The following is a 24,089-nucleotide window of genomic DNA, read 5'->3' as shown; positions in this document are numbered from 1 at the left end:
GACCGGGAGATCCGGAAGGATGACTCGGATCATGTGAGGCAGACGGTACAGTTTGCCCGAAGTACGGTGAACATGCTGGAGCGGCTTGAGATCTACCGATATTATCACAACTTTATGAAGCCCTATCGGGTTGGGGGAAAGGATGAGAAGCGGGGGCTGACACATGGGATAGTGGCTGGGATAGAAGGGAAGCGGATAGCATCCGAGCTGAGGAGTCTGTATACCAGGCGGAGGTTTTTCTTACGGAACCAGCCCATGAATCGGAGTGGGAGGGAGCTGTGGGTCAGGTGCATTCCCACGGCCTTACGGTGGATGATTGACTATTTGCCTTCTTATGCATGGGCTTAAAGGTAAAGGAATCACCACGATTCCTGACAGTAAGTATTCTTTATAGCCTTCTAATGCTTCGTTATCGATGAGGTTTTTCCTCGAGCAGCCTTTTTGCATTCAAAGAAAAAACCGCGTTGGCTTCTGATTCATTAAAGATACCATCGAGTACCAATTGGTCAATTGATATGTTAAGGTCGTTTCTCTGATTTTCTCCATAGTTGCTCCCGAATAGTATATGCCCACTATCTACCACGTTCTTTAACGCTGAAATGAAATCACGTTCAAGAACTGTCGCCGTTTCATAGTAAAGGTTGCTCAAAAGTTCTTCCCCGCTGTTTTTTCTCCTGCTCATGTCTTTGATGATTTTTCCCCATCGTAATCGCTTCCCGTTGAGATAATATGGTTTGCTTATTCTCTGGGCATAAAAAGGAACAATACCGCCCCCATTTGCCAGGATATATCTAATATTTGGGTACTTCTCAAGAGTGCCGTTGAATAATTGAGCTACGATAAATCGGGCTATATCAAAATAGTATTCTATATCACCCTTATAGGCTGGTGCGTCAAGGAGACGCTTTTTAGCGCTTGTATTAGGATGAACAAAAACCACTGCCTTTCTTTTATCCAATTCCGAATACAAAACCTCCAAATCGGAAGGATAGGGAATTTCACCTTCTGTATTAGAATGAAGAATAATACCGTCAAGATTCAGGACATCCAAAGAATACGCTATTTCTTTTAGGCAATTATCGATATTCATATAGGGGATGGAAGCAAATGCTCCAAATCTATTCGGGTAGGCCTGTATTATTGTGGCTGCCAATTCATTACATTCCCTCACGATTTTTCTTTCGATAATAGAGGTCTGATATATTGGGGTAAAGGGAAGTGAAAGATATGCTTTTGCGATATTCCCTTCATCCATCAACCGTAATGAAGTCTCTACTTTCCAGGATGGATTAATACGTTGGTCCCGACCGCTTTTTTCCAGCTCTGCCTTATAGATTTTCGGAAAAAAATGATGATGAATGTCTATCTTTGAGATTGTCTTCATGTCGCCTTCCTTTCTAATCAGTGTTTGGGAATAGTCTTTGTACGTTTTTCCATTCTATGGCTTCGAAATCTGCAGAATTAAAGTGTATAGAGGTATCGAATGCCTTAACTGTTTGGGCTACCTGAACAGGCGACTGCCACCCGCCGTCTGTCCCAAAAACGATTTGTGAAGTACCGCAGAATCCTTTCAAATACCTGTAAAGGAAATTGCCTTGCTGTGCGGTATCAAAAAAGAGTCTGCTTTTTATTTTTTGATAATCTTCTTGATGTATCTGATTATAATACTCCATCCACTTAATAATAAGTGGAAATGATCCCCCTCCATGTGACAGAATATATCTGACGTTCGGGTAGGAAGATAATACGTCCTGAGTCAACAAATGGGCCATGGATCTTCCGGTATCAAGAAGGCGATCGATAATAGGAGCGAGTATACTGTATTCTCCATACTCCAGCGGTATGTCTTCGGGATGTATAAAAACAACGGCTTTTCTTGCATCCAATTCGCTGAATATTGCCTGAAACTCATCCTCCCCAGGATACCTTCCTCCGGTGTTTGTAAATAACGTTATGCCGTCAAGTTTTAGTACATCAAGGGCATATTTTATTTCTTCAATAGTTCCACTTGTGTTGGGAAAAGGGATTGTAGCAAAAGCGCCATAATAATCAGGAAATGTTTTTTTGATTTGTGAGGCATATTCATTGCATTCTCGCGCCAATTCTTTTGCAAAGACTATATCACCACCTTTTTCCTCAATCCAAACCCCTGGTATAGATAATGATAATATCCTTTTTGCAATGCCGTTATGTCTCATTACTTTCATGTCTTTTTCCGGTGACCAGCGGGGAAAATCGTTCCACAGGGGGCCATTGATACCTCTCTTTTTCATCTTCTTCACATAGAACTCAGGAATCATATGGGCATGCACATCAATTTTCCTGTGTTTTTCTTCTTGCTTTCTCATATTCCTTCCTTTTTAAAACTAAATGTACTATTACGGTTTATATAGTACAATAATAATTTGACTGTGTCAACTTTTTGTGATAATTTACCATTTCGGAGAAGCCTTATGACTGGACATGAAAAAAGAACCTTAAAGAAAAAAGAAAATATTAAAAATGCCAGTATCGAATTATTCTCGCTTTACGGAATAAAAAAGGTATCCATGAACGAAATTGCCGAGAAGGCACAGGTGTCGAAGGTTTCCATCTATAAATACTTTAACAGTAAGGATGATTTGATTAGATATGTTATCAAAGCCGTTTCTTCGGAAATACTTTTTGATATTAATAACATAATAGAAAGTGAGAATCCTTTTCCTGAAAAAGTAAAAATGATAATCATGAATAAAAATCAGGGACTTAAATTCCTCAGAGGTGATTTTTTCACCGAGCTTCTGAGCCTGGATGAGGTTCTGAACAATTACTATGAGCAAGAATTCAAGGAAAAAGCAAACAGCTTGATGATCAAATTTATTGAATTGGGTAAAACTTCCGGATTTATCGATAAAAAGGTAAAAACGACCACTATTTTGACACATATCCATATCTTTCAAAAAGGAGTTGAATCTAATCTCGGAACATTATCAGGCCGCGATGATATTTCAGAGCTTATTCAGTTGTTCTTTTTCGGTATTCTCTCGAAGCAGAAATAGGTGGGATATGCTACAGTCTATACTATAACTAAAGGCGGACCTTTTGACATATCTGGAAAGTGGTACTTCGTTCGACAGAAAACGTCTTCAGGATATAGTCGATGCCCTTCCCTTACAGTTGCATGGCAAAGGAGATATTCTGCTTCGCCAGGGAGATCTCTCCTCTCTTTGCTTTTTTGTGATAAAGGGATGCCTCCGACAGTATTTTTATGATGAAAAAGCTACAGAACAGACCGTCGAGTTTTATACCGAAGGAGAATTTTTTGCAGATTTTGGACGGAAAGATCAGCAAACGAAGTCTGATTTCTTTATTACCTGCCTGGATGATTCTGCATTAATCGTCGGCAAAAGTGACTTCGAGCAGAACATGTACGAAGTATTCCCTGAATTGAAGGAACTAAATTTGCAGTTATTAGAGCGGAAATTCGGTAAAGTTCAGCACTCCTTTGCTGCTTTCAAAGCCTCAACGCCCGAAGAACGTTACACATCATTGAAAAACTCGAGGCCCGACCTTCTTACTCGGGTTCCCCAGCATCAGATCGCGAGTTATCTGGGAATAACTCTTGAATCTCTGAGCAGAATTAAAAAGCGATTGTCCCGGCTTTCATGATTGCAGCGGTAAAGTTTTTACCATACTTCTTTTTCCCGCCCCGTATAAATAACCATAAGCCGAACGCTACCTCTCCCATCGCCGGCACTTTAAGAATTTTGTCTATGATCTCTATTGTTGTTGAATAGCGGGGAAGCAACATATAGGCCGGGTTGACGATCAGGTAGCTTGCGGATGCGGCGATTAGAATTATTGCCATAATCGTCGGTACGATATTAGATCTTATTGCTATGATTCCCGTGAGCAGAAGATGAACTCCAAAAATGATGAGTCCCCAATTCCAAATCGCGTCAAAGGCGTTAACGAATAGCATTATCTGCGGATACAATTGTTCCGTGTTCATTGACCGAGCAAAATTGGTATCGCTTAGAATGGTTACAAAAGTGAGACAGGAGACAGCAATGGCAAGGATACAGGCATAAAGAAAACGGAGACAGGAGGATAAGAGGGATAGTTTTTTATCGGTACAGCTGAAAAAAAGGTAGAAGGCCCATGCAACGATGACATCTGCGACAATGATTATTAACCAGCCACATAATCCAGCGCGAAATAAGGACTGTGATTCAATAATATTACGTGCCGTAGTCAATGCATCATATGATACAATGAGATTGTCATATACAAACCCGGAAGCAAAAAAAGCCGCAAAGGTCATAATACTGAAACTAATACCGGCAATTATGGAAACAGTATGTATTGATTCTTCATCGATGTTCTCTTTTGCCATGTCAATTCCTCCTTGAGCCTTATCAACTTGTGCCAATATGTAGCACGAAAAACGCTGTACTGCATTGACGTAAATCAAGGATTCGAAAGTTTGCTGATAGGATTGAGTAAGCGCGGGAATAACTTCTCCTATAAAGAAGAACAGTCGCTGTTCAACCACTGGGGTTTGGTGGTACCGAGATTTTCCTGCCCAATAATATCTTTGTATAATGCAGTTCTGCGGGCCTTGCGGTATCTATATCCTCCCGAAAGCTGTATCTTGTCCTTAACAATTTTAGCTATTGTAATATCATCATCGAACGATCTGATCTCGGAAAGAATTTCACCGTAAGGGTCGATAATCATGGAATTGCCACATTTTAGATGTTCTCCATCATAGCCTATAGGATTGGTAAAAGCGTAATACACTCCATTATCGTAGGCTCTTGCGGGTAACCACTTCATAAGCCAGCCTCTTCCCTTTGGGCCGTCGAATTCCATTCTTAGCGAAACGGGATCTTCTTTTCTATTTTGCCATTTTGAATCTTCTACATATCCTCTGCCTGGCATGGCTGATGGAGTGCATCCTGTTACATGAGGTGCAAAAATGATTTCTGCTCCTAATAAGGCCGTTGCTCTAACATTTTCAATAACATTATTATCATAGCAGATAAGAATCCCGCACTTCCAACCTAGTAAATCAAATAATACATAACCCGCTCCCGGGGACATATGTGTATTGATAAATGGATGTAATTTTCTGTATTTGGCAACTAACCGATTTTGGTCAACACAAATATACGTATTGTATATTTTATCGCCTTCAATCTCTACCAGTCCGGCCAAAATGGGAATCCCATGTTTTGAGGAGATCTGCATCAGCTTTTTTGTGCTGGAACCAGCCGGAACTTCTTCGGCAAGGGCTTTTAGTGCATACAGATCAAGATCCTTCGTATGGGTATAGGCTGTAATGGACATTTCGTGAAAGCTTATCAGGTTTGCTTTTTGTGCTTTAGCTCTGCCTGTCAATTCGTCAATAACAGAGAGATTATATGTTTTATCTCCATCCTTGGGTTGAAACTGAGCGACTGCCAAATTCATATATGTCTCCTCATTTTTTATCAACGGAAAAATCATGCTTGTCTGTATGATATTAATGTACGTTACTATTCGTGCGTGTATCAATAGATTCATATAAGGACTGAAGCGAAAAGCAATCAAAATGAACTGTTTGATCGGTAAAATGTGTAGAATAATCTCCATTTATTGAATTTTGATATTCCTTTTGATTCAGCAAATTATGTTCATCATTCATGATAAGGAGATTTTTATGGAGAAGGTTGTATTAATTAACGGAGCATCTTCCGGGATCGGCAGGGAAACGTCGATTTTACTTAAGTAAGCCGGGTTTACTGTTTATGGAGCTTCCCGAAAGATGAACAAACTTCAGGCTCTTGAAGGAAGCGGTATCTCTATTCTTCCGTTGGACGTTACCGTTGAAGAGTCTGTTCAGGAATGCATAAAGACGATTATACATAAAATTGTGCGAAGCAGATGAATTATTCTGATCATTATTTGAGTGATCTATTAAAAAAAGAAACCGGGAAAACTACGCATGAGCATATTTTCTATCAGGTTTTTGAAAAAGCCAAAAGCCTTCTTCTCGGCTCCGATATGACTATTAACGAAATAGCCTATGAACTTGGATTTGATTATCCTCATTACTTCAGCCGGTTGTTTAAGAAAAAAATCGGAGTTAATCTCAACATATATAGAAAGAAGGGATGAAGCCTTTTTTTGTATTTCTGGGGCTCTTTTTACCAAATATTCTATCTTGACAAGCTATATACCGATCGGTATATTACTCTTATGAGTAGCCGCCCTCTTATTAGTGCCTGTGCCCTCAAACTTTTTGCCGAACGTGGGTATGATGCCGTCGGCGTTCAGGAGATCGTCGATGCCGCAGGCATCACAAAGCCAAGTCTCTATCACCATTTCGGCAGCAAAAGGGGGCTGCTGGAAGCGCTTATCGCTCCCTTGTTTCAGGAAGTGAACGAGGCTTTGGCCCACGCAGCCTCGTACCATCACGATCTTCCCCAAAACCTGGACCAGGCTGCGGCTTGCTTTTTTTCCTTTGCCGAAAAACAACCGCTCTTTTCCCGGCTTATGCTTTCGATGATTCATGCTCCGATAAAGAGTGAGGCGCGCCTTGTCATACAGCCGTGGCTTGAAGAACAGTACCGCACCTTCGAAACCCTTTTTCGCCTGGCCTCCGGAGATCACGGCAACATGAAAGGACGGAGCAAGCCCTTTGCCGCTACCTTTCTCGGTATGCTCCACACCTATGTTTCCCTTTTTCTCGACGGAAACACGGGTTTGGATGACCGAGTTCGACGCGAGGCCGTTAGACAATTTTCCCACGGGATCTACTCGTAAGAAGGAGGAAGCATATGAGCAGCTGGTGGAACGAGGCCCGGGTCTATCACATCTTTCCTATGGGATTTTGCGGGGCCCCTCATAGAAACGATTTCTCATCTCCGGCGGAACATCGAATCCTGAAAATCATCGACTGGCTTGATCCCATACGAGAGATGGGCTTTGATACCATTCTTCTCGGTCCTGTCTTTGAATCGACAAGCCACGGCTATGATACGGTGGACTTCTACCATATCGATAGGCGCCTTGGAACCAACGAATCCTTTGCCGATTTTGCCGAAGAAGTGCATCGTCGGGGAATGCGGCTGATGCTCGACGGGGTATTCAATCATGTGGGTCGTGATTTCTGGGCCTTCTATGACCTGCGGCAAAAGGGTGCTGCCTCCGACTACGTTTCCTGGTTCGACGGCGTCTCTTTTTCTTCGCCTGGTTTCGGGGACGATGGGTTTTCCTATACCGGCTGGGAAGGGCACCATGAGTTGGTTCAGTTGGCCCTTTCCAATGCAGAGGTGAAAGATCATCTGTTCGGGGCTGTTCGGTCGATGAAGGAACTATATGGCGTCGATGGGCTGCGTCTCGATGTCGCCTACAACCTCGAGGAAGGGTTTCTTCGGGAACTGGCCGGATTATGCAGATCCCTCGATCCCGACTTTGCACTGCTTGGTGAGGTAATTCATGGAGATTACGGCAGTTATCTGCGTTTGGATGGACTGGATTCGGTAACCAATTATGAGTGCTATAAGGGAATCTATTCCAGCCACAACGACGGAAATTTTTTCGAAATTGCCTGGTCGCTGAATCGGCTTTTCGGCGAAGAAGGGCTATGCCGTGGGTTACCCCTGTTCAATTTTGTGGATAACCACGATGTATCACGTATTGCTTCCATTTTGAAAGATCGTGCGGATCTTCCAACCGTCTATGCGCTTCTCTGCACCATGCCCGGTGTTCCCGCTCTCTACTACGGAAGCGAATGGGAGACTCCCGGTATGAAGGAGCCGGGATCTGACTGGAATCTCCGGCCTCCTGCCGAACAGATCGAGCGTTCCGGATTCCGGCTTCCGGAGCTTATTCGCGGACTTTTTTTGCTTCGTGAAAGACATCCTGCTCTCCGCCGAGGCGACTATCGACAGGTCCATGTGGCCTCCCGGCAATTGGGGTTTGTCAGGAATCATGGTGATGACTGGGTATTGATACTCCTGAATTCCGCCGACCGATCGATGCCGATTCCACTGAAGGAAGCTCGCCTTCAGGAACTTCGTGATACACTTACGGGAGAGGTCGCCGGTGTCCAGCCTGAGCTTGGCCCAAAATCTTTTCGTATCTTTTCGACGCAAGGCCCGGAGGAGGGCGTTTAGGGGCCTAGGTCGATTCCAAGAAAGAGAAGAAACGACTGAGCTTCTGGCAGGGTAAAACGTGCCTGTACGATCTTATTTGTCATGGGATTGATCTCGTAGCCCCTTGCCGTGCGGAAATCCGCTTTCCGAAGGTCGCATTGGTGAAAGCGTGTACCTTTGAAAAAGGAATTTGAAAAGTCGGCATCCCGAAGATCTGATTCGGTAAAGTCGCAGTCCGCAATCTCGCACGATTCGAAAGGCATACTTTTGAGATTTTTGTTGTTGAAGACGGCCGACTTCATCAAACAAGCCTTAAAACGTGGAGAAAAGCCGAAATCATTACAATTGGTGAAATTGATTCCCAAAAGCTTGCATGCATCGAAGAGGGTATCGTTGAAGCTAACGTTTTGTATTTCTGTGACGACAAACTCACAGGTCTCAAACACACAGGAGATGAAGCCTGTCCCGGCCAGCTTCAATTCGGAAAAGCGACAGTTCGAAAAGCTGCAATTCTCAAAGGTATGATCGGTGAAATCCATATCAATCATATCGTTTTGGATAAATTGTGCATCGCAGTGGTACTGTTTCTCCGATATCATTGAACCGCCCCTCCTCTTCTGTCATTCCATGATATCAGAATCGTTGACTTCATGTCCCGCTCTTACTATGCTGTGAATGAGAATAAGGAGCTTTTAACGTGATGTTTTTTTCCCCTCCCTTTGTCTGGGGGCTTATAGGCGTATTGCTCATAGCCTTTGAAATGGTCATACCCGGCTTTACCATCTTCTTTTTTGGGGCAGGTGCTCTTTTGACGGCGCTTGTGTCGGCCTTGGTTCCTCCGGTTGCCTCCGATATTGGAAGCCAGCTGTTACTCTGGGCTGTAAGTTCCGTACTCTCTTTTGCCTTTCTGAGGCGGCATTTTGCAAAAATCTTTCGGGGAACAGTTCTTAACAGATCTATCTCCAATGAGGGATTAGGAGAAGTCGTTACGGTTCTTGAAACCATTTCCCCCGATAAGCCGGGAAGGGTTCGATATCGGGGAACCAGCTGGAAGGCCGTTAGCTTAACCGAAACCTTTGAGCCTGGTAACAAGGCTGAAGTCATAGAAATATCGGGACTGACACTAACGGTAACGGCCCCGTTTGAGGGAATCGGCCGGGACGAATTCCTGGATCGTCTCGAAGATCCATCTTCTCCGAAATCCGGAGAAACTACTTTGTGATTGCTATACTCTTATGTAACGGATTATTATTGGAGGCTTTATGAACGTTATTTTGGCCTACCTTCTTGCCTTTGTGGTCATCGTGATCTTTTTTAAATTGATCAGGATCGTACCCGAGCAGGAGGTGTATATCATTGAAAGATTTGGAAAGTACGAGAAAAGTCTCGGCTCCGGACTTCATCTCGTGATTCCTTTTGTCCAGCGGGTGGCCTATAAGCATACCCTGAAAGAAGAGGTGATCGATGTGGAGCCTCAAGTCTGTATTACCGCGGACAATGTCCAGGTTACTGTCGACGGACTTCTCTATCTCCGTGTGATGGATGCAGAAAAGGCGAGCTATGGGATCGACAATTACCGCTATGCAACCGCTCAGCTGGCAAAGACCACGATGAGGTCGGAGATCGGAAAACTGGATCTTGATCGTTCCTTCAGTGAACGGGATGAGATCAACGATGCAATCGTCCGGGCCGTTGACGAGGCTTCCGATCCTTGGGGCATCAAGGTTACTCGTTATGAGATAAAGGATATTCGCCCCACCGATACCATCGAACAGGCGATGGAGCAGCAGATGCGGGCGGAGCGGGAGAAGCGGGCGGAAATTCTTGCCAGCGAAGGCGAAAAAATGAGCCGTATCAACATCTCTCAGGGAGACCGGGAGGCTGCGATTAATCTTTCCAAGGGAGAGCGCCAGCGTCGGATTAACGAAGCGGAAGGGCGCTCCAAGGCGATTGAGGTTACCAGTGCGGCCACAGCCGAAGGCTTACAGATGATCGCCGAGGCATTGCAGCTTCCTAAGGGAAAGGCGGCCATGGGCTTGCGGCTGGCGGAACAGTATCTTACCAAGTTTGGAGCCATTCTCGATACGGCGGAAACAACGGTTCTTCCGGATGATCTTGCCAGGCTTAAATCTCTTATCGATACGGTGGCACCGGGAATAGCCGGAGGTAAGGTATGAACCCTTTTCTTCCCTTGATGCTTCTTATTTTTCTTTTCGGGGCCGTTATTCTTGTTAGCTTGATTCGTAGTGTTCGGATCGTTCCAGGCAAGGTTGCCTTGGTGGTCGAACGGCTTGGCAAGTACAGCCGTACCCTTGACGCCGGGTTTCATGTACTCGTTCCCTTTATTGAACGGGTCAAGTATAAGCATGGACTAAAAGAGATGGCCGTCGATGTTCCTGCCCAGGACTGTTTTACCCAGGACAATGTCAAGGTTCGGGTTGACGGGGTCTTATATATGAAGGTGGTCGATGCACGACGTGCAAGCTACGGCATCACCAATTATCAGTATGCAACCATTCAGCTTGCTCAGACCACCATGCGGTCGGTCATCGGTAGGCTTGAACTTGATAAAACCTTCGAAGAACGGGATGCTATCAATGCCGAGGTTGTGAAAGCTGTGGATGAGGCTGCCGATGCCTGGGGGGTCAAGGTTTCCCGGTATGAGATCCAGAATATCAATGTTCCATCGGGAATCCTGGAGGCGATGGAAGTTCAGATGCGTGCAGAGCGGGAAAAGCGGGCTGCGATTGCCCGAAGTCTCGGAGAGAAAGAGTCGAAGATCAACTACAGCCAGGCCGAAATGGAAGAGGCTGTCAACCGCTCTGAAGGTGTAAAGGAAAAAATGATCAACGAGGCTGAAGGAAAGGCCCAGGAGATCCTTTCCCTGGCGAGAGCAACGGCTGAAGGAATCAAATTGGTTGCCCGGTCGGTGGCGAATCAGGGGGGAGAGGATGCACTGGCCCTGCGGGTTGCCGAAGGGTATATCGAAGAGTTGAGCAAACTGGCTAAAAAGCAGACGAGGGTTGTTGTCCCTATGGACGTTACCGACATGTCCGCCATGATGACAAAGGCCGAACGTATGGTCAAAGAGTAATTGGCCCGACCCTTCGAGGTAAGAGCGGCGAAAAGGGTGGGCTTTTCGTCGTTGTTCCTTTCTCTTGACAGGATAGAGAGTAAAAAGTAAATTTGACTTCCCACGCGATACGTAGTAACTTATAACCTCATAATATTTTATACTCTGATCTAGAGGTATGCCCTCTTTATCGTGCATGTAGAAAGGGGATTATGCATAATTCACTAATTTCGAAAAAAGGGTTTCCGATCGTTCATTTTTACGATCAAGACTTTGTCGATATTTATGAAAAAAGCTGGGCGTGGATAGAGGAAGCCTGGTATCGAAACGGAGAGAAAAATGGGCTCCAGGAGCAATTTTTTCGCTACCCCGGTGGAGATACGATTAACCAGGCAGAGGCATGCATGTCTACCTTTTTCTTGGTTTACAGCAACCGACTTTTTTCCGCCTTCCACAACCTGGATAATTTCTACGGTAAGCAGGAAAGCGACGGTGCCATCCGCTGTACCTATCGAATAGACGATGGTAATCCGGTTTTAACCGAGGAAAACCCTCTTGGGGTTGGCCCTCCACTTTTTGCCTTGGCAGAATACAATCTGTTTCATAAGGTCGGCAATAAGAAACGGCTCAAGGAGATTATGTCTTATCTTGAGGCCTACTATGCCTGGCTTGAGCTTAATTTTAAAGATGATACCGGGCTGTACGTCGTACCTGCGGAAGCATCCATGATGGAGAATGCCCCCCGCGAGGGAGCGGTCTATCTGCTTGATTTTAATGCGCAGCAGGCCGTTAACGCGCTCTATATGAGTGCGATTGGCGATGTTCTCAACGACAAAGAGATAAGTTTTAGGTATAAAAGAAATTACTTTTCTCTAAAGACAAGAATTAATTCTCAGATGTGGGATGAGGAAAGCGGTTTTTATTACGATCTTGATAAAGAGGGGAAGCGCCTTAACGAAAAGATGATTGGTGCATATTGGACCCTCCTTGCCGAGATCCCTAATGAGGACAAGTCTAATGCTCTCATCGCTCATTTGAAGAATCCGGAAACCTTCGGTACAGAACATCCCTTTCCCTCTTTGGCTGTTGATTCTCCCCATTTCACTGAGAATGGATACGGTTGTCGAGGGTCTGTCTATCCTTCGTTGAATTTCATGGTTATCAAGGGGCTTGAAAAATATGCCCGCTATGAGCTGGCCAGAGAAGCATCTATCCGGCATCTCTATTTTATGCTTGATACCCTGCATCCCGAAGGTGATAAAAAGGGAAATTTGTGGGAAGCTTATCTTCCCCATAAGGAAGGCCCTGCACAGTGGCCCGATAGTGAGGATTTCCCGAGACCGCTATATCTGCCGGGAATTGCTCTTTCCACTATCACCCTGATGATTGAAAATGTTCTTGGTTTGACCATCAGTTTGCCGAGAAAGACCGTCGATTGGATCGTTCCTACCTTGGAGATCATGGGAATCGAGAATCTTTCGCTCAAGCGTAATATGATTACCATCCTCAGTAACAAAAGTTCGAGAGGGTGGGAGATAAGGCTTGAGTCGGAAAAACTCTACTATTTCACGATCACAGTATTGGATGAAAAGAAAAAGAAGACCCTGCCGATCCCGTCGGGGAAGTGTTCGATGTTGATCGACAAACTATAGTTTCGTTCGTCCCCGGAAGGAGCGGGCAAGGGTAAGCTTGTCCGCATATTCGAGATCACCGCCTACCGGCAGCCCGGATGCCAGGCGGCTGACCTCAATGGGGCGTTCCTTTAGGATATTCTGAAGGTAAAGTGCGGTGGTGTCTCCCTCGACTGTAGGATTGGTTGCGATGATAATTTCCTTCACCGTATCTTCGGATGCCCGTTTGACCAGCTTATCAATGGAAAGATCGCTCGGCCCGACTCCGTTCATCGGATTGATGGCTCCGCCAAGAACGTGAAAAAGGCCGTTATACTCCCCTGTTGACTCGATGGTCGCCACATCCTGAGGCTCTTCCACCACGCAGATCTGTGTTCCATCCCGACGAGGATCCGAGCAGACGGAACAGAGCGCATCCTCGGTGAAGTTTCCGCAGACAGGGCAGGGATGTATGTGTTCTTTTAGTGTGCCGATCTCTTCCGCAAGTCGCGTGACAAAGGCCGAATCGGCTTTGAGAAGGTAATGGGCAATTCGTGCGGCACTCTTTCTTCCCACACCCGGTAACCTAGAAAGGCTTCGGATGAGTCGCTCCAACTGGTTCATATCAGCCGGGGTTTCCCAAATTGTTAAGCAAGTCGGGCGGAAGGTTCAGATTTCCCAAACCGCCGGAAAGTTTATTCTGCATCTCTTCGCGAACCTTTGCAAATGCATCGTTAAAAGCGGCCCGGACCAGATCTTCCAGCATGCCTATATCTTCGGGATCGACTACTTCGCGTTCGATTCTGACACCGATGACCTGCATCTGTCCGTTCATTTCGATGGCGACCATGCCACCGCCCGCAGTACCGATTACCACGATATCTTTCAACTGCTCCTGCATGTCTTTCATGCCGGATTGTAGGTTCTGTATGTTTTTGAACAGGTCCATGGGATTCATTCCCTCTCTCCTTTTTTGGGGCCGATTACTTCACCGCGGAATACTTCTGTGACAAGCCGAACCTCTGTATCGTCGTTTTCTTCCTGCTGTTGTTCCTTTGATATTGTGTTGAGTTTAATCGCCGGTCGAAATCCGATGATTTGCAACAGCGCATCGGCAAGGATGGGAATCTCTCCACGCACGAAGTTAACGGTAAAGCCGTTTTCAAAATCGATGGAAAGCGTTTCTCCCTCCAGGTGCCATGTTCCCGCCTTCTCTAATGCCGAAACCAGGGCGGGCTTTGTTTTTCGTAAGGAGTCAATTGTCTGCTGAATTTCCTCTTGGCTAAGATTTCTTGGTACGCCTGCCTGCTCTGTTTGTTCTGCAACGGCATGACCGGCTTCCTGGGGGGCTTCTTCGTGTTCTTCGGGTGATATCGAGTCCTGGTGCCTCTTTTCATGAACAGGATTCGATGCCTTCTGTGAGGCCGATTGGGAGGCGTCTTGGGGAACCTGTTCTCGGGGGGTGGATGCGTGTTCGCGAATCTGTGAACTCCGGGGAGGCTCGGTTTCAGGAACATCATTGTCGGGACCGGCTGCTTGCTGCGAATCAAGGGGAAGTTTCCCTTCCACCAGCTCGCTACGAAGTTTACCGATTTGGTGGAGAACCTCTTTGGGGGAGAGGTAGCTTCGCATACCGGCCAGACGGCTCATGACAAGTTCCAGTTCAAAGCGTTGGTTCAGGCTGTAGCGAATCTCCCGGTACAATTTGAGCAGGAGTTCGATGGCCGTCTCCATCTGAGAGACGCTCCATGCTTCCCGTGCCTTGGACGAAAAACGTTCGGGGCTGTAACCGAGAACCGCCTCTTTTTTGATTCCGTGATGAATAAAAAGGAGATTTCGAAAGTATTCGGCCAGATCAATGATGAACTGCTCTACTGCGACGCCGTCGGTAAGGATTGATTCGGTCAGATCGATGGCCTTTCCTGCATCCTCTTCCGCCAAAGCCTCTGCAACCCCGTTTATCCGTTCCAGACCTACCAGCCCCAGCTTTTGGCGTATCTCTTCCAAGGTGATTCCCTTGTCTGAAAAAGAGGCTACCTGGTCGAAAAGGGTATATGCGTCCCGAAGGCTTCCCGTCGCCTCCTTGGCAATCCAGAAAAGCGCCTCATCTTCGGCCTCTATCTGTAACTCCGCGGCTGCTTCGGCTAATTTATTCTTGATCGTTTCAGGCTGAATAAGGCGAAAATTGAACTGCTGGCAACGGCTGCGAATGGTCGCCGGTACCTTGTGAATTTCCGTAGTTGCAAAGATAAAGACAATGTAGGGAGGCGGCTCTTCTATGGTCTTCAGCAGTGCGTTGAAGGCACTGTTGGAGAGCATGTGGACCTCGTCGATGATATACACCTTGTAGCGGCCGCTATTTGGTGCAAAGAGGACCTCGTCCTTAATCTCCCGTACATCATTGACGCTGGTATTGCTGGCACCGTCGATCTCGATCACATCGAGGCTGTTACCTCTGGAGATTTCCCGACAGCTGCTACACTCCCCGCAAGGAGCAGGAGTTGGGCCGTTTTCACAGTTCAGGGCCTTTGCGAGAAGCCGTGCCGCAGAGGTCTTGCCGACACCTCTTGGGCCGGAAAAAAGATAGGCGTGGGCTATTCTCCCCGACGAAACCGCACTGGAAAGGGTCGATACGACAAAATCCTGACCAACCAGTGTTTCAAAGCCCTGGGGCCGTTTCCTTGTTGCTGTTACTTCGTATGACATTGTCCACCCATATTGGCCGAAAAAAAACCCCTCGGCACCGATCAAGCCGGTTGCGGCTCATCATCCGTCCGCTTACCGCTGCTACCTTCCGGTCCTGACGGAGTTGGGCGGTGGACAATAGCGCAGGACCTGACCGGGAAGCCAAGGGGAAATAACGGAGAGAGGGGGATTCGAACCCCCGGTACCCGGTTAGAGTACATACGCTTTCCAAGCGTACTCCTTCGGCCTCTCGGACATCTCTCCAGAATCACGATACTCTTTTTGCCTGCGGAGAGAGAGGGATTCGAACCCTCGGTACCGTAAACGGTACAACGGATTTCGAGTCCGTCCGATTCAACCGCTCTCGCATCTCTCCGTAAAAAAAGAATGTACCCAAGAGGACTCGAACCTCCGGCCTTTAGATCCGCAATCTAACGCTCTATCCAGCTGAGCTATGGGTACATACAAAACGGAGAGGGGGGGATTCGAACCCCCGGTACCCGGTTAAGGTACAACTCCTTAGCAGGGAGCCCGATTCGGCCGCTCTCGCACCTCTCCAAATACAAACGCTGATACGGAGAAGGTGGGATTCGAACCCACGGAGCCTCGCAGCTCAACGGTTTTCAAGACCGCCTCCTTCAACCACTCGGACACCTCTCCATTCTCTGACCAGCAAACTGGGCCTTCAATATACTTGTGGCATCTTCCTTTGTCAATATATCGGCTGATTTTCGATGTGATCAGCCGCCGACGTCAGATGCCTGCAAAGTCGTAAAGGGTCTTGATTTCTTGGGCCCAGCGGTCGGGTTCCGGTGTCTCCAGAATCAGAGGAATATCATCGAGCCTGGGATCTTCCATCAGGAAACGAAAGGCTTCGATACCGATGTTTCCGTCCCCCAAGGGGGCATGACGGTCAACCCTGCTTCCAAGCTCGGATTTGGCATCGTTCAGGTGCATACCCCGCAGGTAGGAAAGGCCGACGACTTCGTCAAAGTGTGCCATGGTATGGTCATAGGCTTCCCTGCTGCGGATATCATACCCGGCGGCAAATGCGTGGCAGGTATCGATACAGACTCCGACCCGCTTCTTATTTTCCGTCAACTCTACAAGTCGTCCCAGCTGTTCGAAGCTGTAACCTATGTTTGAACCCTGGCCTGCGGTATTTTCTATAACCAGAACCAGGCTATCGGTTTCTGCTATGGCCCTGTTCATCGCCTTTGCAATCCGTGCTATACACTCCGCTTCGGATATCTTTTTCAGGTGACTTCCCGGATGAAAATTAAGAAGCTTGAGGCCGAGTTGTTCGGCCCGTCTTACTTCATCCAAAAAGGCATCGAAGGCACGCTGCCATTTTTCTTCTTCCGGAGAACCCAAGTTGATGAGGTAGGAATCGTGGGGCAGCACATGATCGGGGCTGATCCCTGCTTGGGATAAATGGTCGGAGAAAGCCGCTACAGAGCTTTCATCCAAGGGCTTTGCCTTCCACTGACGTTGATTTTTTGTAAAAAGAGCAAAAGCCCCTGCGCCTATCTCCGCTGCATGTAGCGGGGCCTTCTCAACCCCGCCGGCGGCACTAACGTGTGCTCCGATATACTTCATAGTTCAGTTTCTGCACTCCGGTGCGTAAAGATGGTCGGCTTCGATGCGCAGAACGAACTGCTGCGGAAGGCCGTTCACGAAATTTTTCGGCAGCGAAAAATGGAATCGGCGTGCCTGTTCGATAATAAATTCAAGGTGATCATAGTCCCAAAGGTAGAAATCCTCCCTTGAGCAGTCCGCATTCAGGGTATCCGCCAGCTCTCCACAGATCGTTTCCAACTCTTCCCCCCAGAAATTCTGGCTGCAAGCCTTGAAAAGCAGATCAGCCGGAATGGCGTCCGGGAGCTTTTGTATAAACTCATCATGCAAACTATTGAGGCTGTTCATACCGTTCCTCCTTTCTTTAAGATACCAAGGCGTAGCCGGAAAGGCAAAATTTACCTATGATAAGTCCTCTATGGGCTATAAACGATATCAGCTGTCTCTTCCTACCGATTACAGGGAAGAGGACCTTCTCAGGCTTCTTCGTAAAGAGAGTGGTCTGACCGAATTCCGCTATGCAATCGAAAAAAAGAGTCTTGACGCACGAAAGAAAAGGGAAATTCATTGGCTTTTGTCGATTGTTGTCATCTCCGATCAACTGCTGGGCGAGTCCTGGACAGCGCCTGCCCCCCCCCATGTGCCCAAGAGGCGTGGCCCCTGTCATGTGGTGGTGGTCGGTAGTGGCCCCGCCGGTATATTCTCGGCTTTGGTTCTTGCCGAGGCGGGGTGTTCGGTAACCGTCATAGAACGCGGTTCCCGGATTGAAAAACGTAAACGCGATATCGATGCCTTTGAGGCCGACTCGATCTTTCCCCTGTGCAACAACTATGCCTTTGGTGAGGGAGGGGCGGGGGCCTTTTCCGACGGCAAACTGACCTCCCGATCGAAGCATATCGGCCCCGAGCGTGCTCTTATCCATAAAGCCTTCATCGAAGCCGGGGCCCCCGAAGAGATAGCCTGGCTTGCACACCCCCATCTCGGCAGCGATAACCTTTTTCGAATAACTCGTGCTCTTCGTGCCAAGGTGGAGACCTTAGGAGGCTCCTTTGCTTTTGATACGTTTTTGGAGGGATTTACCCCTCTTTCCGCAGGCGGGTTTCGTTTATCATGCAAAAAAAGCATTGGCGGCAAAGGTTCGGAAATTGATGGGATGGAATGTGATTATCTGATCGTTGCCTGCGGCCATTCGGCCGACGATACCATCGCTATGATGATTCACAGCGGGGTACCTTATCGAACAAAAAACTTTGCTCTTGGCTTTCGGGTGGAGCATGAGCAGCGTGTCATTAATCATGCCCAATGGGGCAGCTTCCATGTGCCCGGGGTAAAGGCTGCGGAGTATCGTCTGACGGCAGCGGATAATGTCTATACCTTTTGTATGTGTCCCGGCGGTCGGGTGGTTCCGGCGGCGGCTTTTTCCGATCGAAATATTGTCAATGGTATGAGTAATTATTACAGGGACGGACGCTTTGCCAATGCGGCGGTGGTTGCTGGACTCCATCCCGACCAGCTTGCCGGACGCCCCGTTTCTCCTCTCGAAGCCCTGGAGCTTCTTGCCGATCTTGAGCGCCGTTTTGTGCAAGTAGGCAATGCTTATGCGGTACCAGCCGCCTCTATTTCGGCCTTCCTCGCCGGAAAGGCTCCGGGAATACTGCCCCAGGAGAGCTCCTATCCCTTTCCTCTCATTCCTGCAGACCCCGAGGCCCTCTATCCTGAATTGCTTCTTCCAAGGCTTCGTCGTGGTCTGGCTCAATTCTGCAGCAAGATCAGGGGGTTTGATACGGGAACCATCCTTGGATTGGAAAGCAGAACCTCTTCTTCCGTCCAGGTTCTGCGGGATCGGGATGGATCTATCCCTCAATTCCCGGGGCTTTTTGTGGTGGGGGAGGCCTCCGGCTGGGCCGGGGGAATCGTAAGTTCCGCTGCCGACGGCATCCGGGCGGCGATGACAGTGGTCGGAACTTAGTCGTCCGTTTCCTCTTCTATGGGAATGGCTTCGGCTCGTTCTTTTAGTCTTCCGGAAGGTGAGAATTTAACTACAGCTCTGCTTGGCTTTGCGGGAATTGTCATCTCCTCTCCAGTCGCCGGGACGGTAATGATCCTGGCTTTGCTTGGCGGCCTCACACGGTAACCGATTTTCCCGAGGGAGCCTAACGAGACCCGCTCGCCCAACATAATGCCGCTTTCCACCACCGAGAAGAAATCATCCAAAATTCTGCGGACCTGGAGTTGGGTGAGGTCGTTACGCCCGGCAATATAGGCTGCCATGCGATCTTTCGTAAAATGCTCGATCTTACCTGCCATAGGGGTTTCGATGGTGCAATTAATCCTTGCAAAGCCATTGGTCAAAAAAATGGTGGCTTCCCTGATCCTCTTTTCCTGTTCCGCAGGGGATACTCCTTCTTCGCAGACGGCAATGCGATATACCGGTGAAGTCTTTTTGATGGGAGCCCCATGAAGGATCGCAGGATTGCCGATCGAGAGGGAGGGTGCGTATGTGACCCCCTGTTCTCTGATGATGTCAGGAACATCGGATCGTATGGGGATGCTTGCATATTCCATTACCCGCCCTTCACCCTTATGGGGAAAAAGCGAGAGGAGAGAGCCTGAATTTGTAAGAAGGATACAGCCCCGGGAATCATCTTCGGCAAGTTCCGTTATTTCGGCCATTTCGAGAAGCCTTGTCTGCCCGGTAAAAAGCCGTTCCTTTTCCGACCATGCCTGTTTTAGACGAGAAAACCCTTCTTCGGCATCGACAAAGTCAAGCGTGTCGGCCAGGCCTCTGAGATGCTGCTCAATCACCTTCGGCATAGTTTCTACAACTTGTTTGTCATTATTCATACTTGAAAGATAGTTCGAAGCAGAAGAAAATTCAGCAGAAGAGAAAAAATATTGTTTTTCAACGCCATGGGTAGTACGTTCAATGCACTAGTTAAAGATGAGGAGGCAGATCAATGACGGATGGAAATGGTATTGAAGGAAAGATCAGAGACCATCTCAAGCTCCTGGTGAAAACAGCAGGCCTTCCCGGTAACGAAGATTCGCTGAAACAATTGGAGAATGCCTGGATGGAAAAGATGGAGGCATTCGATAGTGAGGTAGAATCTCGGGGAATGGAGGTGGCTGATTCCTTTTTTGCGGATGATGAGCGAGGTGCTCTGCTTATGACCTATTCTGGAAGCCTGATTACCTTGGGCCCGATGGTGGGGGAGTCCCGAAGTGCCGCCTACCGAAGTATTGGGATACGGAATGATGTTCCTGAATCGATTGACAGCAATGCCGCTTCTCTTTCCGGGGATGTAGAGGTTGATTCGGTCGTATCTTTCATCGACGGCCCCATTGAAAAAAGCTCTCCGATATTCAAAATTGCGGTTATTTCGAGCGATATGGCTGAAGAGGAACAGGAAGAACTTTTGGCCGAGGCGACGAGAATTCTTACCGAAAGCTTTGTGGACGTGAACAAGACCATCATTCAGTAGCCTATGTTTTTCTTGCCTTCGATAGTCACACGCAGAACGCTTCCCACTCGGGAAGCGTATCTGCAGATTGTGAAAGCCGCGACAGATAAACTCAGGGGAGAGGACCAGCTTGTTCGTCCCCGGGATGAGCATAATCGTCCCGGAGGCCTTATTCGTCTGCAGGAAGGGATCACCATGATTGTCCCCGATCTTCATGCCAGAATCCCTTTTCTTCTGCATGCCCTGGTTTTTCCCGTAGAAGGCCGACCTTTCATCGACCTGATGAAAGAAGGGGCGGGGACGATGGTTTGCGTGGGTGACGGCTTGCACTCCGAAGCCAGAGCTTACCAGCGGTGGCAGGTTGCTTTGCTGGAGCTTCTGGAGGGCTTTTCCCATCATGAAGCAATGGATGAGGAGATGCTGGAGGGACTGGGACAAATGGAACTGGTGATGCGGCTGAAACTCGCCTTTCCCGATCGTTTCCACTTTCTCAAAGGTAACCATGAGAATATTCTCAACAGGGAGGGAAACGGAGATCATCCTTTTCGAAAATTTGTTTTGGAGGGCGAAATGGTCCGCGTTTATCTTCAGAAATTCTACGGTGATGATTTTCTGAAGTCCTATGCCGATTTTGAACGAGCGCTTCCCCTTGTTGCTGCGGATGGTAACTTTATGGTTTCCCATGCAGAACCGGCGCGCTCCTTTTCCCGTGAGGAGGTTATCCGTTACCGTTCGCTTGATGATGTGGTGGAGGGACTTACCTGGACCCCCAACGACGGCTCAGATGAGGGAAGTGTACAAACGATGATAGAGAGTTTCTGTGCAAGCCCCGATCAGGCGGTCTATTTCGGCGGACACCGGACCATAGAGGGGCGTTACTCCCTTCGGGCTTCGGGACGTTTTATCCAGCTTCATAATCCCTCTTCCTTCCGGGTAGCCCTGGCCGATTCCGGACGGCCCTTCGACCCTGAGAGGGATATTGTCGATGTTTCGGGGGATCCGGCAGCGCTTTTACAGCGTTCGGAGCTTGAAATATCAGAGGAAACGCTATGAATCGGCCTCCGGAGATGATCGGAAAGTATAAGATCATAGATCTCATAGCAACAGGTGGAATGGGGGCCGTCTACAAGGGGGTGCATCCTACCCTTGATTGCTATGTGATCATCAAGAAACTGACCCTGCGGGGAAATCCTGATTTTGCCGAACGCTTTCGTCGGGAAGCGAAAATCCTCATGGATTTTCGCAACGACAACATTGTCGATATATATGACCATTTCAAGGAAGGACGCTCTCACTATATTGTCCTCGAGTATATCGATGGCCTTTCTCTGGAGCAGCTTATCAGACGGGAACGTTACCTCTCAAACGATATGGCCCTCTACATTTTTCGAGAGGTATGTAAGGCCCTCGATTATGCCCATAAGCGAAAGGTCGTCCACCGTGATATCAAACCGGCGAATATTCTCATCTCGAAAAAGGGAGAGGTGAAACTGGTGGATTTCGGTATCGCTTCTTCCAAGGAAGAGGAGGGAGAAGCTGGCCTGACCCGGGACGGGATGACTCTGGGATCGCCTTCGTATATGGCTCCCGAGCAGTTCGAAAATAGCAGGAATGTCGACCAGCGGGCCGATATCTACTCTCTTGGGGTGATGTTGTACGAGAGTGTCACGGGAAAAAAGCCGTATCCCGGTGGTTATACCGCCGATTTAATAGCGGCGATTACCAAGGGAAAGCATCCTGCCCCTCGTCGCCTTAATCCCAAGGTGAATCGTTTTGCTTCTTCGATCGTTAAAAAGACGATGCATCCTAAGCCAAAACGACGTTATCAGGATCTTACCCCTCTGCTTCGTCGTCTGGACCGTTACTTCCGCCGCAAACCGGTCGAAGTTCTTCGGGAACAGCTGAAAAAGGCAATTTCCGGAGGGACGTTGGAATCCACTCCACGAAAGAAGATAGGAAAGCTCCGACGTTTTTTTTCAATAGCTATATCCTTGTTGTTTTTGTTGTTCCTTTTGCTCGGTGGTGCATATCGTAGCGGCTGGTACCAGCGCCTCTTTCTTGCCGATAGCTATGGTGAGTTGAGAATCGCCTTGCATCTGGATCATTCCTATAAGGAGCCGAAGGACCTTTATTTGCGGGGCTGGCTTTTTGCCGATACAGGTGAAGACGGAACAGCCCTCGATATTGATCCGATACGTTTTCGTCTTCTCCCCACGCAAGAGCGGGAAGGAGAGCTGAATTTTGTCAGCAGGCGGGTTTTTCTTCCTGCAGGTGATTATCGTCTTAAGGTCCAGATAGAGAACAACTTGTTTTGGAACACCTTTAGGCTCCATACCGTAAAGGAACAACACAACCTTTACCAGGGCGAGCAGGGTCGTACCATCACCCTGTGCACCACCTCCCATACGCTTCCGCTTTCGGTCGATTTTTTTGTTCAGGATCGTGATACCTGGGTTGATATTACCCCGCTTTCCCTCATTGAACTCAAAACGGGCGGAAGGTGGACTCCATGGAATGATGAGCTTGCCGAAGGGCTTAAAACAGGATCGGTATATCGATTTCGCATTTCTGCCCCGGGATACACGGAAAAGGAATTTAGTCTTTTGATCCGGGAAGATCAAAGTACACTCTATCTCAACCCACGATTGGAGAAATCAAAACCATGAAAGGAGCCGAAGCATGAGTATCGGTCTTAAAAGAATCATTATCATAGCCTTGGGAATTCTTGCCGGTGCGGCTGCATGGCCACTGATGGAGCTTGTCCTTTCATTTCAGTCGTTTTTTCCGGGCTATTTTATCTTCAGCATTGTCCAGGGTGCCCTCTTCGGTCTCGTTCTCGGCCTTTTTTTCGGCTCTGGAGAGGGGCTGACCTCACGGAACGGAAAGAAACTTGGACATGGGCTTGCAAGTGGTGCGGCGGTCGGATTAATCGGAGGGGTGATCGGTTTTCTTTTTGGTCAGGGGGTGCTCTTTTTCATCCTTGATAAAACATCCAACTACCTTGCTGTCCCCGTGGCGAGAGGAATCGGCTGGGCGCTTCTTGGGCTTTTTGTCGGTGCTGTGGATGGCATCAGAGTCTGTAGCCTGAGAAAGACGGCAATAGGCGCTTTGGGGGGTATTATCGGCGGAGCGGCTGGCGGGGCCGCCATCGAGCTGATCCGCCTTCATTTTTCGGGGCTTCTTGTGATACGGGCCGTCGGCTTTATTTTGTTCGGCTTGCTTGTGGGAATCGGCTATGCGGTTGCCGAACGAAGCTTCTCCTTTGGCATCCTTCACGTCCTCAACGGGCCTCAGCGGGGACGGGAATACAGCCTCTCCCAATCCTCCTTTTTTGTGGGGACCTCTTCTTCGAATGATATCAGTGCAGAGGGGTATCACGATATTGAGCCTCGGCATATACGTTTTTATTCCAAGGGAAAAGAACTCTACATAAAAGATATCTCCGGGAAAGCAGTGACTAAGGTCAATGAGGAGGCACTCCGGGGAGAGCGCTTACTAAAATATGAAGATGTGATTCAGGTCGGTTCCCTGAAGATCTGTTATCTTACCGAATAGAGGA

At 48.0% G+C, this 24,089-nt stretch carries 26 protein-coding genes, 5 tRNA genes, 1 other RNA gene and 1 pseudogene; 16 read left to right on the top strand and 17 right to left on the bottom strand.

Annotation, left to right across the window (positions count from 1 at the left end):
* A pseudogene (locus F459_RS0103275) lies at window positions 1-348 on the top strand (hypothetical protein); the annotation flags it as partial.
* Window positions 349-409: 61 nt separating this feature from the next.
* Here F459_RS0103275 and F459_RS0103270 read toward each other — a convergent pair.
* Window positions 410-1,384, bottom strand: a complete 975-nt coding sequence (locus F459_RS0103270) for an amidohydrolase family protein (protein WP_020611306.1) — start codon at window positions 1,382-1,384, stop codon at window positions 410-412.
* Window positions 1,385-1,397: 13 nt separating this feature from the next.
* Window positions 1,398-2,348, bottom strand: a complete 951-nt coding sequence (locus tag F459_RS0103265; protein ID WP_020611305.1) for an amidohydrolase family protein — start codon at window positions 2,346-2,348, stop codon at window positions 1,398-1,400.
* A gap of 105 nt (window positions 2,349-2,453) precedes the next feature.
* Here F459_RS0103265 and F459_RS0103260 point away from each other — a divergent pair, with 105 nt between their 5' ends.
* Together F459_RS0103260 and F459_RS0103255 are read left to right on the top strand one after the other, a co-directional pair.
* Complete coding sequence (locus F459_RS0103260) at window positions 2,454-3,038, top strand: TetR/AcrR family transcriptional regulator (protein WP_020611304.1); 585 nt, start codon at window positions 2,454-2,456, stop codon at window positions 3,036-3,038.
* A gap of 43 nt (window positions 3,039-3,081) precedes the next feature.
* Window positions 3,082-3,648: a Crp/Fnr family transcriptional regulator gene (locus F459_RS0103255; protein ID WP_020611303.1), complete on the top strand. Its 567-nt coding sequence runs from the start codon at window positions 3,082-3,084 to the stop codon at window positions 3,646-3,648.
* On the opposite strand, the gene F459_RS22070 is transcribed toward F459_RS0103255, so the two are convergent.
* The gene (locus tag F459_RS22070; RefSeq protein WP_154651604.1) at window positions 3,620-4,534 is read right to left on the bottom strand and encodes a DUF4386 domain-containing protein; all 915 of its coding nucleotides are present in this window, start codon (window positions 4,532-4,534) and stop codon (window positions 3,620-3,622) included. The genes F459_RS0103255 and F459_RS22070 overlap by 29 nt on opposite strands.
* The gene (locus F459_RS0103245) at window positions 4,504-5,454 is read right to left on the bottom strand and encodes a nitrilase family protein (protein WP_026294865.1); all 951 of its coding nucleotides are present in this window, start codon (window positions 5,452-5,454) and stop codon (window positions 4,504-4,506) included. Before F459_RS0103245 ends, F459_RS22070 begins: the two co-directional genes overlap by 31 nt.
* A gap of 334 nt (window positions 5,455-5,788) precedes the next feature.
* Here F459_RS0103245 and F459_RS24505 point away from each other — a divergent pair, with 334 nt between their 5' ends.
* From F459_RS24505 to F459_RS0103225, 4 genes are all read left to right on the top strand, one after another.
* Window positions 5,789-5,911 (top strand): hypothetical protein, encoded by a 123-nt coding sequence (locus tag F459_RS24505; protein WP_020611300.1) that lies wholly within the window; start codon window positions 5,789-5,791, stop codon window positions 5,909-5,911.
* A gap of 17 nt (window positions 5,912-5,928) precedes the next feature.
* Window positions 5,929-6,141: a helix-turn-helix domain-containing protein gene (locus tag F459_RS0103235; protein WP_211213985.1), complete on the top strand. Its 213-nt coding sequence runs from the start codon at window positions 5,929-5,931 to the stop codon at window positions 6,139-6,141.
* Window positions 6,142-6,222: 81 nt separating this feature from the next.
* Window positions 6,223-6,789 carry a TetR/AcrR family transcriptional regulator gene (locus F459_RS0103230; protein ID WP_026294864.1) on the top strand — a complete coding sequence of 189 codons (567 nt, stop codon included), beginning with the start codon at window positions 6,223-6,225 and terminating at the stop codon, window positions 6,787-6,789.
* 14 nt (window positions 6,790-6,803) lie between these two features.
* Window positions 6,804-8,144 carry an alpha-amylase family glycosyl hydrolase gene (locus F459_RS0103225; protein ID WP_020611297.1) on the top strand — a complete coding sequence of 447 codons (1,341 nt, stop codon included), beginning with the start codon at window positions 6,804-6,806 and terminating at the stop codon, window positions 8,142-8,144.
* On the opposite strand, the gene F459_RS0103220 is transcribed toward F459_RS0103225, so the two are convergent.
* A complete protein-coding gene (locus F459_RS0103220) occupies window positions 8,141-8,722 on the bottom strand; it encodes a pentapeptide repeat-containing protein (RefSeq protein ID WP_020611296.1) in 582 nt (193 codons plus the stop codon). The genes F459_RS0103225 and F459_RS0103220 overlap by 4 nt on opposite strands.
* Window positions 8,723-8,823: 101 nt before the next feature.
* On the opposite strand from F459_RS0103220, the gene F459_RS0103215 reads away from it, so the two are divergent.
* From F459_RS0103215 to F459_RS0103200, 4 genes are all read left to right on the top strand, one after another.
* Entirely contained in the window at window positions 8,824-9,345 is a 522-nt protein-coding gene (locus tag F459_RS0103215; protein ID WP_020611295.1) for an NfeD family protein, read from the top strand.
* Between the two features lie 40 nt (window positions 9,346-9,385).
* The gene (locus tag F459_RS0103210) at window positions 9,386-10,300 is read left to right on the top strand and encodes an SPFH domain-containing protein (protein ID WP_020611294.1); all 915 of its coding nucleotides are present in this window, start codon (window positions 9,386-9,388) and stop codon (window positions 10,298-10,300) included.
* Complete coding sequence (locus F459_RS0103205; RefSeq protein ID WP_020611293.1) at window positions 10,297-11,217, top strand: SPFH domain-containing protein; 921 nt, start codon at window positions 10,297-10,299, stop codon at window positions 11,215-11,217. Before F459_RS0103210 ends, F459_RS0103205 begins: the two co-directional genes overlap by 4 nt.
* 206 nt (window positions 11,218-11,423) lie before the next feature.
* The gene (locus F459_RS0103200) at window positions 11,424-12,848 is read left to right on the top strand and encodes an MGH1-like glycoside hydrolase domain-containing protein (protein ID WP_026294862.1); all 1,425 of its coding nucleotides are present in this window, start codon (window positions 11,424-11,426) and stop codon (window positions 12,846-12,848) included.
* Here F459_RS0103200 and recR read toward each other — a convergent pair.
* From recR to F459_RS0103150, 11 genes are all read right to left on the bottom strand, one after another.
* Window positions 12,843-13,430 carry a recombination mediator RecR gene (recR, locus tag F459_RS0103195; protein WP_026294861.1) on the bottom strand — a complete coding sequence of 196 codons (588 nt, stop codon included), beginning with the start codon at window positions 13,428-13,430 and terminating at the stop codon, window positions 12,843-12,845. The genes F459_RS0103200 and recR overlap by 6 nt on opposite strands.
* A 1-nt stretch (window position 13,431) precedes the next feature.
* Window positions 13,432-13,764, bottom strand: a complete 333-nt coding sequence (locus F459_RS0103190; RefSeq protein ID WP_020611290.1) for a YbaB/EbfC family nucleoid-associated protein — start codon at window positions 13,762-13,764, stop codon at window positions 13,432-13,434.
* Window positions 13,761-15,512: a DNA polymerase III subunit gamma/tau gene (gene dnaX / locus F459_RS22065; protein WP_020611289.1), complete on the bottom strand. Its 1,752-nt coding sequence runs from the start codon at window positions 15,510-15,512 to the stop codon at window positions 13,761-13,763. Before dnaX ends, F459_RS0103190 begins: the two co-directional genes overlap by 4 nt.
* Before the next feature lie 36 nt (window positions 15,513-15,548).
* Window positions 15,549-15,647: signal recognition particle sRNA small type (gene ffs / locus F459_RS23460), an RNA gene on the bottom strand.
* A 20-nt stretch (window positions 15,648-15,667) separates the two neighbouring features.
* Window positions 15,668-15,755 (bottom strand) — tRNA-Ser (locus tag F459_RS0103180).
* 25 nt (window positions 15,756-15,780) lie between these two features.
* Window positions 15,781-15,867: transfer RNA gene (locus F459_RS0103175), tRNA-Ser, on the bottom strand.
* A gap of 12 nt (window positions 15,868-15,879) precedes the next feature.
* Window positions 15,880-15,953 (bottom strand) — tRNA-Arg (locus F459_RS0103170).
* An 8-nt stretch (window positions 15,954-15,961) separates the two neighbouring features.
* Window positions 15,962-16,049, bottom strand: a tRNA-Ser gene (locus F459_RS0103165).
* Window positions 16,050-16,066: 17 nt separating this feature from the next.
* A tRNA-Ser gene (locus F459_RS0103160) sits at window positions 16,067-16,151 on the bottom strand.
* A 93-nt stretch (window positions 16,152-16,244) separates the two neighbouring features.
* Window positions 16,245-17,090: a deoxyribonuclease IV gene (nfo, locus tag F459_RS0103155; protein ID WP_020611288.1), complete on the bottom strand. Its 846-nt coding sequence runs from the start codon at window positions 17,088-17,090 to the stop codon at window positions 16,245-16,247.
* Between the two features lie 3 nt (window positions 17,091-17,093).
* Window positions 17,094-17,417 carry a hypothetical protein gene (locus F459_RS0103150; RefSeq protein ID WP_020611287.1) on the bottom strand — a complete coding sequence of 108 codons (324 nt, stop codon included), beginning with the start codon at window positions 17,415-17,417 and terminating at the stop codon, window positions 17,094-17,096.
* Between the two features lie 70 nt (window positions 17,418-17,487).
* Here F459_RS0103150 and F459_RS0103145 point away from each other — a divergent pair, with 70 nt between their 5' ends.
* Window positions 17,488-19,038, top strand: coding sequence for an NAD(P)/FAD-dependent oxidoreductase (locus tag F459_RS0103145; protein WP_020611286.1), 1,551 nt, complete (start codon window positions 17,488-17,490; stop codon window positions 19,036-19,038).
* Here the strand turns inward: F459_RS0103145 and F459_RS0103140 are convergent.
* On the bottom strand, window positions 19,035-19,913 hold the full coding sequence (locus tag F459_RS0103140) for an HU family DNA-binding protein (RefSeq protein ID WP_026294860.1): 879 nt from the start codon (window positions 19,911-19,913) through the stop codon (window positions 19,035-19,037). The two genes, F459_RS0103145 and F459_RS0103140, sit on opposite strands and share 4 nt — an antisense overlap.
* A gap of 113 nt (window positions 19,914-20,026) precedes the next feature.
* Between F459_RS0103140 and F459_RS0103135 the strand changes: the two genes are divergently transcribed.
* Genes F459_RS0103135 through F459_RS0103120 form a run of 4 tightly spaced genes read left to right on the top strand, consistent with a single transcriptional unit; the run spans window position 20,027 to window position 24,085 of the window.
* A complete protein-coding gene (locus F459_RS0103135) occupies window positions 20,027-20,551 on the top strand; it encodes a hypothetical protein (protein ID WP_020611284.1) in 525 nt (174 codons plus the stop codon).
* A 3-nt stretch (window positions 20,552-20,554) separates the two neighbouring features.
* On the top strand, window positions 20,555-21,583 hold the full coding sequence (locus F459_RS0103130) for a metallophosphoesterase family protein (RefSeq protein ID WP_020611283.1): 1,029 nt from the start codon (window positions 20,555-20,557) through the stop codon (window positions 21,581-21,583).
* Window positions 21,580-23,196: a serine/threonine protein kinase gene (locus F459_RS0103125; protein WP_020611282.1), complete on the top strand. Its 1,617-nt coding sequence runs from the start codon at window positions 21,580-21,582 to the stop codon at window positions 23,194-23,196. The genes F459_RS0103130 and F459_RS0103125 overlap by 4 nt, the downstream gene beginning before the upstream one ends.
* Window positions 23,197-23,209: 13 nt before the next feature.
* Complete coding sequence (locus tag F459_RS0103120; RefSeq protein ID WP_020611281.1) at window positions 23,210-24,085, top strand: FHA domain-containing protein; 876 nt, start codon at window positions 23,210-23,212, stop codon at window positions 24,083-24,085.
* Window positions 24,086-24,089: the final 4 nt, after the last annotated feature.

The organism is Sediminispirochaeta bajacaliforniensis DSM 16054 (assembly GCF_000378205.1).
GTDB lineage: Bacteria > Spirochaetota > Spirochaetia > DSM-16054 > Sediminispirochaetaceae > Sediminispirochaeta > Sediminispirochaeta bajacaliforniensis.
This window is presented reverse-complemented; position numbering and strand designations above follow the sequence as displayed.